Source organism: Streptococcus caballi DSM 19004, from assembly GCF_000379985.1.
GTDB lineage: Bacteria > Bacillota > Bacilli > Lactobacillales > Streptococcaceae > Streptococcus > Streptococcus caballi.
Window position 1 is genome coordinate 14,164 of sequence record NZ_KB904085.1, and the last position, 13,925, is coordinate 28,088.

Annotated in this window: 15 protein-coding genes and 1 other annotated feature; all 15 genes read left to right on the forward strand. The window is 40.7% G+C overall.

Going from position 1 to position 13,925, the window contains the following annotated elements; translation table 11 throughout:
- The first annotated feature begins 45 nt into the window (after nucleotides 1-45).
- The 15 genes from A3GS_RS0106690 to A3GS_RS0106760 all read left to right on the forward strand — a co-directional run bounded on the left by A3GS_RS0106690 (nucleotide 46) and on the right by A3GS_RS0106760 (nucleotide 13,894).
- Nucleotides 46-2,592 (forward strand): M1 family metallopeptidase, encoded by a 2,547-nt coding sequence (locus A3GS_RS0106690; protein WP_018364652.1) that lies wholly within the window; start codon nucleotides 46-48, stop codon nucleotides 2,590-2,592.
- A gap of 181 nt (nucleotides 2,593-2,773) precedes the next feature.
- Nucleotides 2,774-3,973: a CapA family protein gene (locus tag A3GS_RS0106695; RefSeq protein ID WP_420805165.1), complete on the forward strand. Its 1,200-nt coding sequence runs from the start codon at nucleotides 2,774-2,776 to the stop codon at nucleotides 3,971-3,973.
- Nucleotides 3,964-4,509 (forward strand): GNAT family N-acetyltransferase, encoded by a 546-nt coding sequence (locus tag A3GS_RS0106700; protein WP_018364654.1) that lies wholly within the window; start codon nucleotides 3,964-3,966, stop codon nucleotides 4,507-4,509. Before A3GS_RS0106695 ends, A3GS_RS0106700 begins: the two co-directional genes overlap by 10 nt.
- A gap of 84 nt (nucleotides 4,510-4,593) precedes the next feature.
- Nucleotides 4,594-4,668 (forward strand) — a sequence feature (ribosomal protein L21 leader region).
- Between the two features lie 35 nt (nucleotides 4,669-4,703).
- Nucleotides 4,704-5,018, forward strand: a complete 315-nt coding sequence (gene rplU / locus A3GS_RS0106705; protein WP_018364655.1) for a 50S ribosomal protein L21 — start codon at nucleotides 4,704-4,706, stop codon at nucleotides 5,016-5,018.
- 12 nt (nucleotides 5,019-5,030) lie between these two features.
- Nucleotides 5,031-5,369, forward strand: coding sequence for a ribosomal-processing cysteine protease Prp (locus A3GS_RS0106710; protein WP_018364656.1), 339 nt, complete (start codon nucleotides 5,031-5,033; stop codon nucleotides 5,367-5,369).
- Nucleotides 5,370-5,390: 21 nt separating this feature from the next.
- Nucleotides 5,391-5,684, forward strand: coding sequence for a 50S ribosomal protein L27 (rpmA, locus tag A3GS_RS0106715; RefSeq protein ID WP_018364657.1), 294 nt, complete (start codon nucleotides 5,391-5,393; stop codon nucleotides 5,682-5,684).
- 65 nt (nucleotides 5,685-5,749) lie between these two features.
- Entirely contained in the window at nucleotides 5,750-6,454 is a 705-nt protein-coding gene (locus A3GS_RS0106720; protein ID WP_018364658.1) for a GNAT family N-acetyltransferase, read from the forward strand.
- A 197-nt stretch (nucleotides 6,455-6,651) separates the two neighbouring features.
- Nucleotides 6,652-7,569, forward strand: a complete 918-nt coding sequence (locus tag A3GS_RS0106725) for a LysR family transcriptional regulator (protein WP_018364659.1) — start codon at nucleotides 6,652-6,654, stop codon at nucleotides 7,567-7,569.
- Nucleotides 7,566-8,030, forward strand: a complete 465-nt coding sequence (gene lspA / locus A3GS_RS0106730) for a signal peptidase II (RefSeq protein ID WP_018364660.1) — start codon at nucleotides 7,566-7,568, stop codon at nucleotides 8,028-8,030. The genes A3GS_RS0106725 and lspA overlap by 4 nt, the downstream gene beginning before the upstream one ends.
- On the forward strand, nucleotides 8,014-8,907 hold the full coding sequence (locus A3GS_RS0106735) for an RluA family pseudouridine synthase (RefSeq protein ID WP_018364661.1): 894 nt from the start codon (nucleotides 8,014-8,016) through the stop codon (nucleotides 8,905-8,907). Before lspA ends, A3GS_RS0106735 begins: the two co-directional genes overlap by 17 nt.
- A 346-nt stretch (nucleotides 8,908-9,253) precedes the next feature.
- Nucleotides 9,254-9,826, forward strand: coding sequence for a TVP38/TMEM64 family protein (locus tag A3GS_RS0106740; protein ID WP_026216310.1), 573 nt, complete (start codon nucleotides 9,254-9,256; stop codon nucleotides 9,824-9,826).
- 200 nt (nucleotides 9,827-10,026) lie between these two features.
- Complete coding sequence (pyrR, locus tag A3GS_RS0106745) at nucleotides 10,027-10,548, forward strand: bifunctional pyr operon transcriptional regulator/uracil phosphoribosyltransferase PyrR (protein WP_018364663.1); 522 nt, start codon at nucleotides 10,027-10,029, stop codon at nucleotides 10,546-10,548.
- A 19-nt stretch (nucleotides 10,549-10,567) separates the two neighbouring features.
- Nucleotides 10,568-11,830, forward strand: a complete 1,263-nt coding sequence (locus A3GS_RS0106750) for a solute carrier family 23 protein (protein ID WP_018364664.1) — start codon at nucleotides 10,568-10,570, stop codon at nucleotides 11,828-11,830.
- 3 nt (nucleotides 11,831-11,833) lie between these two features.
- A complete protein-coding gene (locus A3GS_RS0106755; protein WP_018364665.1) occupies nucleotides 11,834-12,760 on the forward strand; it encodes an aspartate carbamoyltransferase catalytic subunit in 927 nt (308 codons plus the stop codon).
- Between the two features lie 42 nt (nucleotides 12,761-12,802).
- Nucleotides 12,803-13,894 carry a carbamoyl phosphate synthase small subunit gene (locus A3GS_RS0106760; protein WP_018364666.1) on the forward strand — a complete coding sequence of 364 codons (1,092 nt, stop codon included), beginning with the start codon at nucleotides 12,803-12,805 and terminating at the stop codon, nucleotides 13,892-13,894.
- Nucleotides 13,895-13,925 lie beyond the last annotated feature (31 nt).

Here is a 13,925-nt window from a genome sequence, read left to right on the forward strand (position 1 = left end):
TATAATAACATAGTTTGAATAAACTAATTAGTTTAAAGGAGCTATATGAAAACTGTAGAACATTTTGTAGAAAAGTTCGCACCTGAGAATTACAATCTTTTCCTCGATATCAATCGTCAAGAAAAGACATTTACTGGTAATGTTGCTATCAGTGGTGAGGCTTTTGATAATAAGATTTCTTTACACCAAAAAGATTTGGAGATTATCTCTGTTCTTTTGGACAATCAAGAGCTCACTTTTAAAACAGATGATGCTAATGAAGCTATTCATATTGATTTACCTGAAACGGGGAGCATGACTCTTGTTTTGGAATTTTCTGGTCACATTACAGACAATATGACAGGTATTTATCCGTCTTACTACACTGTTGACGGTCAGAAGAAAGAGGTTATTTCAACACAGTTTGAAAGCCATTTTGCTCGCGAAGCTTTTCCAAGTGTTGACGAACCAGAAGCTAAAGCAACTTTTGATTTAAGCGTCAAATTTGACCAAGAAGATGGCGAAGTTGTTCTTTCTAATATGCCAGAGGTTGATGCAGAGCGTCGTCAAGAAACTGGCTTATGGACTTTTGCGACAACTCCACGCATGTCATCTTATCTATTGGCTTTTGCCTTGGGTGATTTACAAGGAAAAACAGCCACAACTCAAAATGGTACTGAAGTGGGTATTTTTGCAACCAAAGCTCATCCTGTTAAATCAATGGACTTTGCTCTGGATATTGCAGTACGTGTGATTAACTTTTACGAAGATTATTTTGGCGTAAAATACCCTATTCCCCACTCCTATCATGTCGCCTTACCGGATTTTTCCGCAGGTGCAATGGAAAATTGGGGATTGGTTACCTATCGTGAAGTTTACTTGCTTGTTGATGACAATTCGACTGTTAAGAGTCGTCAAAATGTAGCGCTTGTAGTGGCTCATGAAATTGCTCACCAATGGTTTGGAAATCTGGTAACCATGAAATGGTGGGATGATTTATGGCTTAATGAAAGTTTTGCTAACATGATGGAATATGTATCTGTCGATGCTATTGAGCCAAGTTGGCATATTTTTGAAGATTTCCAAACAACGGGAGTTCCGTTGGCGCTTGGACGTGATGCAACTGATGGTGTTCAGTCTGTTCACGTGGCAGTCAACCATCCCGACGAAATCAATACGCTTTTTGATCCTGCTATTGTCTACGCTAAAGGTAGTCGTTTGATGCATATGCTTCGTCGCTGGCTAGGGGACAGTGACTTCCGAGCTGGATTGAAGCTTTATTTTGAAAAACACCAGTATAGCAATACGATTGGTCGTGACCTCTGGAATGCTCTAACGGAAACTTCTGGTAAGGATGTTGCTGGCTTTATGGATGCTTGGCTTGAACAGCCTGGTTATCCGATGGTTTCAGCAGAAGTAGTTGACGATACTTTAATCATCAGTCAGAAGCAGTTCTTTATTGGTGAAAATGAATCAAAAGGACGCATTTGGCCAGTTCCTTTGAACAGTAATTGGGCAGGTATCCCTGATACCCTAGTTGGAGAACGATTGGAAATTCCAAATTTTAGTCAATTGGCTGAGCAAAATCAAGGGGCGCTTCGTTTTAATACTGAAAATACAGCTCACTATATCACAAACTATAAAGGTGGTTTGCTTGATGCTATCCTAGCTGACTTGGTTAATCTTGATGCAACCTCTAAACTGCAGGTTATCCAAGAACGTCGTTTACTTGCTGAAAGTAGAGAAATTTCCTATGCTGATCTAGTGCCAGTTATCGCTGGATTGACGGAAGAGACGTCTTATCTTGTTGTTTCAGCAATTAATCAAGTAACTTCTGGCCTAATGCGCTTTGTTGATGAGCATTCTGAGACAGAAGTTGAGTTCAAAGCTTTGTTGGCTAAGATTTTCCAAGCTAATTATGCTAGACTTGGTTTTGAACCAGTGGCTGGTGAATCTGACGAGGATGAATTGGTTCGCCAATCAACTATTAGTGCAGTTTTGTATGCAGACAATGCAGATGCTATCGCAAAAGCCAATCAAATTTTTGAAGCACACAATGAAGATATTGAAGGAATTCCAGCTTCAATTCGTCAGTCTATTTTGTCAAATCAAGTTAAACACGCTGAAAGTCCAGATTTGGTTGATCTTTATTTAAGAGCCTATGTTAAAACCAATGACGGCAATTTCCGCCGACAACTGGCAGCTGCTCTTTCCAATACAAATTCCGAAGCAACTGTTGAACGTTTATTAGCTGAATTGAAGAATAAGGATATAGTTAAGCCTCAAGACTTGGCCATGAGCTGGTACTATCCATTTTTGAATAAATCATTCACTCAAGGTCAGTTTTGGACTTGGGCGCGTGAAAACTGGGCTTGGATCAAATCTATCCTTGGTGGAGATATGAGTTTTGACAAGTTCGTCATTTATCCTGCAAATGTCTTTAAGACAGCAGAAAGATTGGCAGAATACAAGGCTTTCTTTGAACCTCAACTTGATGATATGGCTATTAGCCGTAATATTGCTATGGGAATCAAAGAGATTGCTGCTCGCGTTTCTCTGATTGAAAGTGAAAAATCAGCAGTTGAAGCGGCTATCAAGTCAGTTAATCTTTAACATTTTCCCTAATTATATTTGAATTTATATTCAAAAATCTAGGAGCTGAGTAATCAGAGCTCCTAGATTTTTTTACATATTCGACTATTCTATATGCTTTAAAAATGTCTGTTAGTAATATTACTTGAAAGATTATTCTCTGTTCTCATTAAATGTTATAATAGTAGTGGAGGTACAAATGATGAGAAAGATAACATACCCTAGAGTGAGTTTAATTTGTTTGATTATAATTTTATTGTCTTTGCTGCTAGGCACTCTTCATGATTTTGGCTTTTTAGGAGATTACTCTTCACAGGGAACTAGCGTAAAGGTTGCTAAATCTCAAAAGCGAACAGCTCGCGTAGTGGCTAATGGCGATATATTGATTCACGATATTCTCTATGCCAGTGCTCGGAAAGAAGATGGCGGTTATGATTTTGCACCTTATTTCCAATATGTCAAGCCTTGGATAGAGGGAGCAGATCTGGCTATTGGTGATTACGAGGGTACCATTAGTTCAGATTTTCCTTTGGCAGGTTATCCCCTCTTTAATGCGCCAGCTGAGATTGCTCAGGCCATCAAGGATACAGGCTATGATGTTGTGGATCTGGCTCACAATCATATCTTGGATTCACAACTTTCAGGCGCTTTGAATACCGTTAAGACCTTTAATGGCTTGGGAATCGACACGATTGGTGTTTACAAGAAAAATCGTGCTGAGGAAGATTTTCTTATCAAGGAGGTTAATGGCATTAAAATTGCTATTTTAGGTTATGCTTATGGCTATAATGGACAAGAAGCTAGTCTCAGCCAAGCGGCTTATGAGGCACATTTGTCGGATTTAAATAAATATAAGATGAAAGCTGAGATTGAAGAAGCAGAGAAAAAGGCTGATGTTACTATTGTCATGCCACAGATGGGTATCGAATACCAGCTTGAGCCAACAACAGAACAGGTCACCCTCTACCATAAGATGATTGACTGGGGTGCGGACGTTATTTTGGGCGGTCACCCTCATGTGATTGAGCCATCAGAGATTGTTGAAAAAGAGGGGCAGAAGAAGTTTATCATTTACTCTATGGGAAATTTCATCTCCAATCAGCGTTTGGAAACGGTGGAGGACATTTGGACAGAACGTGGTCTGCTTATGGACGTGACTTTTGAAAAGACTGGTAAGAAGACCATTATTAAAACGGTCAAAGCTCACCCAACTATGGTTTGGTCTTGGGCAAATGGAAAATATGCTCAAGAAGGATATGAATGCCGCGATTATCGAACGCTTGTTTTGGAAGATTTTATTGAAGGTGGAAAGTATCGTGATATTCTTGATTCAACTATGCAAGAAAAAGTGGATACTGCCTACCAAGAAATGAATGAATTGGTGAATTTACAATGGGATTAAGTCGTCAAAAAGTTAACCTATTTTCAAAGAGTTATGAAGATGTTAAAAAATTATACCTAACTGCTTTTCCAGCAGTAGAACGGTTACCCTATTTTCCATTAGTTTTGAATGCTTATCGGCGTTTAGCGAATTTTTATGCCTACTATGATAAGGATGACTTTGTTGGTTTAGTGTATTTGTTGGAGAATGAAGAAGTTATCTATCTTTTCTTTCTTGCGGTTAATCCAAATATTCGTTCACGTGGCTATGGCTCTGCCATTTTACAAGACATTAGAAATTTAGCAGGAAAACGTCCGATTATTCTTGCCATGGAACCATTAGATAAAACTGCTGAAAATTATCATCAACGTGTTAAACGAGTTGCTTTTTATGAAAAGAACGGCTTTAATATCACGGATTATTATTATCATGAAGGAAAAGAAGTGTATCAAGCCATGGCAACAGATGCCTCACTTGACATTCAAGTAGTGGAAAAATTAATGAAAAAAGCGGTGCTAGGCTTAATTGCTATTTCATTTGAGAAAAAAGCAGAATGAAAACGTAATATTGCTAAAAAAACATAGCATATTCCTTGATTTAATCACTTTATCATGTTAAAATATGAACGTTGACTAAATGCACATCCTGTGCAACCGCACGACTGCTGTTATTAAGAGGGTTTGTCCCCACGGCACTAGGCGAGTCTTCACACGAGGATTTCCTCAAACTAAAATCTTATAGGAGGTGCATAATGAGCACATACGCAATCATTAAAACTGGCGGAAAGCAAGTTAAAGTTGAAGTAGGTCAAGCAATCTACGTTGAAAAACTTGATGCTGAAGCTGGAGCAGAAGTTACATTTAACGAAGTTGTTCTTGTCGGTGGAGAAACAACTAAAGTTGGTACTCCAGTTGTTGAAGGAGCTACTGTTGTTGGAACTGTTGAAAAGCAAGGAAAACAAAAGAAAGTTGTTACTTTCAAATACAAACCTAAAAAAGGTAGCCACCGTAAACAAGGTCACCGTCAACCTTATACAAAAGTTGTTATCAACGCTATCAACGCATAATTTCTAGATTCAATGATTAAAGCAACGTTTACTCGTCAAAAGAGTAGCATTCTGGAAAGTGTTGTACTGACTGGACATGCTGGTAGTGGTGAGTATGGCTTTGACGTCGTCTGCGCGGCAGTTTCGGCTTTATCTATTAGCCTTGTTAATTCCTTAGAGATTTTAGCAAATTGTCAAGCAGATTTAGAGATAGATGACATTGACGGCGGCTACATGAAAATTGATATTTCCCATGTAGCTCATAACACGGATGAGAAAGCGCAGCTATTGTTTGAAAGCTTTCTTCTCGCGATGACTAATTTGGCTGAGAATTCCGTAGAGTTTGTTTCAACCGAGGTCATCATAAACTAATTGAAAAGAGGAAACAACATTATGTTAAAAATGAATCTTGCTAACTTGCAACTTTTTGCCCACAAAAAAGGTGGAGGTTCAACTTCTAATGGGCGTGATTCACAAGCTAAACGTCTTGGTGCTAAAGCAGCTGATGGACAAACAGTAACAGGTGGATCAATCCTTTACCGTCAACGCGGAACTCATATCTACCCAGGAGCTAATGTAGGTCGTGGTGGAGATGATACGCTTTTCGCTAAAGTTGAAGGTGTTGTACGTTTCGAACGTAAAGGACGCGATAAACGACAAGTTTCTGTTTACCCTATCGCAAAATAATGATGAAAAGTCTGCTTTGACAGGCTTTTTCTTATTGTTAATCTGTTAAAAATTTGGAGGATTCTATGCCATTTAACACCTTTCATCAAGAAGTGGGTCAGATTTTAACTGACTATATAGCTGGTCCCATGCCTGATGTTGAAACTCTGGAGGGACGGTATTGTTGCTTGGAACATATCAAGGCGAAAGAGCATCTGGATGATATTGCCGATTTTTACTGGAAATCTATTGTACCCAGTGATTGGACCTATATGTATGATGAACCCTTTGACAGCAAGGAAGCTGTTGAACAGCGTCTAAAGGATTATGAAAAATCTAAGAATCCTTACTTTTTCGCCATCCGTGAAAAAGTATCAAACAAGGTTCTAGGAACATTTTCTTTGATGGCTATTAATCCACAGAATCGTTCGGTGGAAGTGGGACGCGTTATCTATGCGCCGACTTTACAGAAAACGAGGGCGGGTACGGAAGCGCAATACTTGCTGATGAAATATGTGTTTGAGGAGCTAGGCTATCGCCGCTACGAATGGAAATGCGACAGTCTCAATCGTTCCTCAGCCAATGCAGCCAGACGACTAGGTTTTAAAGATGAAGGACTTTTTCGTCGTCATGCCGTTTACAAGGGAAGAAGTCGTGATACTCTGTGGCTGTCCATGATTGAAGAGGATTGGCAGCTTAGCAAGGTAAAACTTGAGAAGTGGTTAGAGCCAACTAATTTTGACCAAGAAGGGAATCAAGTCAAATCCTTAAGTGATATCTCTACTCTTTGAGAGCCAAAACTATACATAGTTGACTTCATCTTTTTTCTTTATTTCCAAACTCAAAAGATCTCACAAATCTTTTGAACCTTCTGTGCTTTCTTGCCTGGTCTATATTTATTTTCTTTGAGTGCTAATCAGAAGAAAATTACGCGCGTTGTGTGATTTTTTTGTATAATAGTAGAAGCAATAAAAAAAGAGAGTAGCAAATGAATATACAACAATTAAGGTATGTGGTGGCGATTGCCAATAGTGGCACTTTTCGTGAAGCAGCCGCCAAGCTATTTGTCAGTCAACCCAGTCTATCTGTGGCTGTGCGTGATTTAGAGGCTGAGCTAGAATTTCAAATTTTTACCCGAACAACAACGGGGACTGTTCTGACTAGCCAAGGGATGTCTTTTTATGAGAAGGCGTTGGAAGTAGTAAAGAGTTTTGATTCTTTTGAAAAGCAATTTTCGCAATCTGGCTCAGCTGACAACGAGTTTTCCATCGCCAGTCAGCACTACGATTTTTTGCCGCCTCTGATTACCTCCTTTTCAAAGGCGCATCCTGACTATAAAAATTTTCGTATTTTTGAGTCAACGACGATTCAAATCCTAGATGAAGTGGCTCAGGGCGACAGCGAGATTGGTATCATCTACATGAATAACCAAAATCGCAAGGGACTCTTGCAACGTCTGGAAAAATTAGGACTCGAATACGTAGAATTGATTCCTTTCAAGACTCATATTTACATCAACAAGGAGCATCCGCTGGCAGTCAAGAAAAGTTTGGTGATGGATGATCTCCTCAACCTACCAACGGTTCGTTTTACTCAGGAAAAAGATGAATACCTCTATTATTCTGAGAATTTTGTAGATACCACTGACAGTTCGCTCATGTACAATGTGACCGATCGTGCAACCCTGAATGGTATTTTGGAACGTACAGATGCCTATGCGACAGGTTCGGGCTTCCTTGATAATCGCAGTGTTAATGGAATAACCGTTATCCCTTTAGAAGACAATTTGGACAATAAAATGGTTTATGTCAAACGACGTGATAAGAATCTAACATCTTGTGCTCTCAAATTTGTCTCGGTCATGAAAGATTACTTTGCTAAATTTAGCCCTAAGGAGATCAAATGAGAAAAGTTATTCTTCCCACAGTTGGTATCTTCTTGATTATTTTAGATCAGCTGTCCAAATTCTGGATTGTCAACCATATAGAGCTTGGTCAGGTCAAGATTTTTCTTCCAGGCGTTTTCAGTTTAACCTATTTGCGTAATTATGGCGCAGCCTTTTCTATACTACAAAACCAGCAGTGGCTTTTTAGTTTGATGACCATCGTTGTTGTTGGCTCTGCCCTTTATTATTTTATTAAAAATATCAAGGGTGATCTTTGGTTACTGACAGGGCTTTTGCTGGTTATGACAGGCGGACTGGGTAACTTTATTGACCGTTTACGCTTGGGCTATGTCGTGGACATGGTGCACTTAGATTTTATGAATTTTGCGATTTTTAATATGGCTGATTCCTATCTGACGGTGGGTGTTGTCCTCTTAACGATTGCTTTATGGAAAGAAGAGAAGAATGGAACTAAGAATTAAGGAAGCTGGCAATCGTCTGGATAAGGCTCTTGCAGATTTGACAGACCTATCACGCAGTCAGGCCAATGACGCTATCAAAAATGGTAGGATTTTGGTCAATGGCCAAGCTAAAAAAGCTAAATACACTGTTCAAGTAGATGACCTGATTAGCTATGAATTGCCCGAAGAAGAGGTCTTGGAATATCAGGCTGAAAATATCCCTTTGGATATTGTTTACCAAGATGACGACGTTGCTGTTGTTAATAAGCCGCAAGGCATGGTGGTCCATCCTTCAGCTGGTCATAGTTCAGGAACACTGGTCAATGCCCTCATGTATCACATCAAAGATTTGTCTAGCATTAATGGTGTCGTACGACCAGGCATTGTTCATCGAATTGACAAGGATACTTCAGGTCTCCTCATGATCGCCAAGAATGATAAGGCTCATAATGCTCTTGCTGCCGAGCTCAAGGACAAAAAATCCCTTCGTAAATACTTGGCGATTGTCCATGGTAACCTGCCCAATGACCGCGGGGTCATTGAGGCCCCTATTGGTCGCTCTGATAAGGACCGTAAAAAGCAGGCAGTTACTGCTAAAGGCAAGCCAGCTCTGACTCGTTTCCAAGTTCTGGAACGTTTTGGCGATTACACTCTGGTGGAACTTACCTTGGAAACAGGCCGCACCCATCAAATTCGTGTGCACATGGCCTACATTGGTCATCCCGTAGCGGGAGATCCTCTTTACGGACCGCGCAAGACCCTTAAAGGTCACGGACAATTCTTGCATGCGCAAACGCTAGGCTTCACCCATCCTAAAACAGGTGAAACCATGACCTTCTCAGCCCCAGTGCCAGCAATTTTTCAAGAGACACTGGAGCAATTAAGACAAGAAAATTAATAAAGTAGGCAAAAGGGAGGTAAGTTCTTCCTTTTTTGCTGTCAATGCTAATCTGCCTTTTAACAAGGTGCAGCGAACTTTATCTGAGTTGAAAATCTTTCCACAAATTGTGATGAGCCTGGTCGGGATGAAAATATCTGTCGCACAGTGACAAGTGGCTTCATCTAGTCTGAAAATGCTCGTTGAATGTGTATGGTGGGGGTAAAAGATTATCAAGGTTGAATGATTAAGATTTTGATCTCTATTAGGACTTTAGACGGATTAATTGGCTGAGAAAAAGTGTTAGAATGAGAGTATGAAATCAGTGAACGTTTTAAAAACAGAGGAGCGGCTCAATCGTCTGCGTTTGTTTCTTCGTACTTTGTCTTGGTTGATTATGCTTGGTATGATTGCCTTTATTATTTATCTTTATTGGCAGGGCTATCTGACAGATATTAAACGCTTGCGGGCAGCGGTTAAGGCTTGGGGCGATTGGGGGGTGCTTTTCTTTGTCGTTTTGCACATTGTCGAGGTTGCCATTCCCATTTTACCAGGAGGGGTGACGACTTTGGCTGGAACGGTTATTTTTGGACCTTTCTGGGGCTTTGTTTATAATTATATTAGTATTTGTGTAGGTTCTGTGATTGGCTTTCACATTGCTAAGACATTTGGTCGTCCCATTTTGCAGGCCTTCTTTAGCCCTAAAACGCTTGCGACTTACGAAAAACATACCAACTCAGACAGTAAGTTTGCCAAATATTTTTCTCTAGCCATCTTTTTCCCCATTGCACCTGATGATATGCTCTGTTATTTAGCAGGGACTACCAGTATGTCCTACAAACAATTTACAACCATTATCGTTCTTGGTAAACCAGCTTCTTTACTTGCTTACAGCTTAGGCTTAACGACGCTTTTGACCAAATTTTTAGGTATCGGATAGATTTGATAAAAATACTGAGAATGCTTGAAAATTCATGGCGGTATGTTATAATAAATGGAGTAAATATATCCTTTAATACTGTCCCGTGAGGCAGGCAAGGAGAGAACGATAAAAGAGTACAGTTTGTCAGGCTGTGCCCATATTTTGTGCAATCTCCTTGTAAAAAGAGGAGATTTTTTGTATTTTAGAAAGGTTCTTTTATGAAAACAAAAGAAATCGTTGATGACGTCACCATGAAGCGTGCCATTACACGTATCACTTATGAGATTATTGAGCGCAATAAGAATCTTGATAATATCGTTCTGGCAGGTATTAAGACGCGCGGTGTTTTTATTGCTCGTCGTATCCAAGAACGCCTCAAGCAGCTTGAAGGCTTGGATATTCCTGTTGGAGAGTTGGACACAAAACCTTTCCGTGATGATGTTAAAGTCAAGGAAGACACCACTGATATACCAGTAGATATCACTGGACGTGATGTCATCTTGGTTGACGATGTCTTATATACAGGACGCACGATCCGTGCAGCCATCGAAAATCTTATCAGCCTAGGCCGTCCATCTCGTGTTAGCTTGGCTGTGTTGGTTGACCGCGGTCACCGCGAGTTGCCCATTCGTGCTGACTATGTTGGGAAAAATATTCCAACAAGTGCTAGCGAAGAAATCATTGTTGAAGTCACTGAATTTGATGGCCGAGATCGTGTCAGTCTGATTGATCCTAGCTAAGAAGGAGGAGCTTTTACAAGTGGAATCAATAAAATACGATGTTCATGACAGGCCAAAGGCTGGAATGCTCTTGGGCCTATCTTTCCAACATCTCTTTGCTATGTTTGGCTCAACTGTTCTGGTTCCTATCTTGGTTGGTATTGACCCAGCCATCGCTCTCTTCTCGAGTGGTCTAGGTACTTTGGCACACTTGACTGTGACCAAGTATAAAATTCCAGCCTACATGGGCTCAAGCTTTGCTTATATTGCTACCATGCAGATGCTGATGAAGTCTGATGGTATTGCAGCAGTAGCACAGGGTGCTATCGCAGGCGGTCTGGTCTATCTCATCGTTGCCTTGATTGTTAAGTTCGCAGGCAATGCTTGGATTGACAAGGTTTTACCACCTATTGTAGTTGGTCCTATTATCATTGTGATTGGCCTCAGTCTTGCGACGACAGCTGTTAACGATGTCATGCTTAAGGATGGCAAGTATAATTTTACCTATCTTCTGATTGGTATGGTGACCTTGCTTGCTGTTATTCTTTTCAACATGTACGGTAAGAAAATCATCGGTGTCATCCCAATTTTGCTTGGTTTGATTGTCGGTTACCTCTTTGCTCTTTTTGTTGGAACAGTGACAGGTCAAGAAATTGTGAATTTCTCTGGGATTGCTAGTTCAGCATGGTTCCAAGTACCTGACTTTGATATTTTATTCTTTGATTATTCCTTCAAATTGTATCCTAGTGCGATTTTAACCATGGCGCCCATTGCTTTTGTGACCATGACAGAGCATTTTGGTCATGTTATGGTGCTAAATAGCTTGACTGGACGTGATTTCTTTAAGGATCCTGGACTTGACCGTACCCTGACTGGTGATGGTTTGGCACAGATTATCGCTGGCTTCTTCGGAGCACCACCAGTAACTTCTTATGGTGAAAATATCGGTGTCATGGCACTCAATAAAATCTATTCGGTTTATGTGATTGCGGGAGCGGCAGTGATTGCGGTGGTGATGAGCTTTGTCGGAAAAATATCAGCTTTGCTTTCATCCATTCCAACACCTGTTATTGGTGGGATTTCCATCGCTCTCTTTGGAGTTATCGCATCCAGCGGTCTTAAAATTTTAGTAGAAAACAAGGTTAATTTTGATAACAAGAAAAACCTTCTGATTACCAGTGTTATTCTGGTATCAGGAATCGGTGGCCTGACCTTGCAAGTAGCGGGACTACAAATCACGGGTGTTGCCTTATCAACACTCCTTGGTATTATTTTGTATCAAATTCTTCCAGAAAAGGATTAAATTATGGCAGTAGTAGATGGAGTCGTGTCACTGAAGCATCTGGTGACCATGGAAACTTTATCCAATGAAGAAGTTATGGGGTTGATTAAGCGAGGGATTGCTTTTAAAAATAGCTCAGCTAATTTCGCCTCGGATCGTCAGTATTTCGCAGCAAATCTCTTCTTCGAGTCTTCAACTAGAACACACAAATCTTTTGAAGTTGCTGAGAAAAAGTTGGGCTTGGATGTTATTGAATTTGATGCCAAGACCAGCTCAGTCAACAAAGGTGAGACGCTCTACGACACGATTTTGACTATGAGTGCCTTGGGAGTTGACATCTGTGTTGTTCGACATTCGCAAGAAGATTATTACAAACAACTTATCGATAGCAGGACCATTCAAACAGCTATTGTTAATGGCGGAGATGGTTCTGGTCAGCACCCAAGTCAGTGTCTGCTGGACCTCATGACCATCTATGAAGAATTTGGTCATTTTGATAACCTCAGGGTTGCCATTGCGGGTGACATTACTCATTCGCGGGTAGCTAAGTCCAATATGCAGATCCTCAAACGTTTGGGAGCCGAGCTTTATTTTGCTGGTCCAAGGGAATGGTATTCAGAAGATTTTGACGTTTATGGTAAGTATGTAACCATTGATGAGATTGTGGATGAGGTGGATGTTCTCATGTTGCTTCGCGTACAGCACGAACGTCACGATGGTGTTGGTGGCTTTTCTAAAGAAAGCTATCATACTTTACACGGTCTCAATCAGGAACGTTACGATCATCTGAAAAGCTCTGCTATTATCATGCACCCTGCGCCCGTCAACCGTGATGTAGAAATTGCTGACCAATTGGTAGAAGCTCCTAAATCTCGGATTGTTGCTCAAATGCAAAATGGCGTCTTTGTTCGAATGGCAATTATCGAGGCTATCTTGAATGGTAAAGTTTAACGTTAAAAGGCTTCCTGTGAGAAGTCAACGAAAGGTATAAAAATGGGAAAAAGACTTTTAATTTTAGAAGACGGAACAATTTTTGAAGGAACAGCCTTTGGTGCTGACCTCGATGTGACTGGTGAAATTGTTTTCAATACGGGGATGACAGGCTATCAAGAGTCTATCACTGACCAATCTTATAATGGCCAAATTTTGACTTTCACCTATCCTCTGGTAGGGAACTACGGCATCAACCGTGATGACTATGAATCTATCACACCAACTTGTAAGGGTGTCGTGGTCTCTGAAAATGCTCGCCGTGCTAGTAACTGGCGCAATCAGATGACCTTGGATGAGTTTCTCAAAGCAAAGAACATTCCAGGTATTTCAAGTATTGATACGCGTGCTCTAACTAAAATCATTCGTCAGCATGGTACTATGAAAGCAACCTTGGCCAATGAGGGTGATACCATTGAACACTTACAAGACCAGTTGCGCGCGACTGTTTTACCAACCAATAATATTGAGCAAGTTTCTACCAAAACAGCCTACCCTGCTCCAGGTATTGGCAAGAACATCGTTTTGGTTGACTTTGGCCTTAAACATTCTATTTTGCGCGAATTTTCAAAACGAAACTGCAATGTGACGGTTGTTCCTTATAGTACGACTGCTGAGGAGATTTTACATCTCAATCCAGATGGAGTCATGCTGTCAAACGGTCCTGGTAATCCAGAAGATGTTCCTGAAGCCTTAGATATGATTCGTGGTGTGCAGGGGAAAATTCCAATTTTCGGTATCTGTATGGGACATCAACTGTTCAGTTTGGCAAATGGTGCGACGACCTACAAAATGAAGTTCGGTCACCGTGGTTTCAACCACGCTGTTCGTGAAATTGCGACTGGGCGTATTGATTTCACTAGCCAGAACCATGGCTATGCGGTTGACCGTGATACTCTTCCAGAGTGTCTCATGGTAACTCATGAAGAAATCAATGACAAGTCAGTGGAAGGCGTTCGTCACCGCCATTTTCCAGCTTTTTCGGTGCAATTCCACCCAGATGCAGCACCTGGTCCACACGATGCTAGCTACCTCTTTGATGAATTTTTGGAACTGATTGATGCTTTCCAAGCTGAACGTGCCAATAGTCACTAATTTTCAATTTAATGCCGCCCTGAGAGTCGGC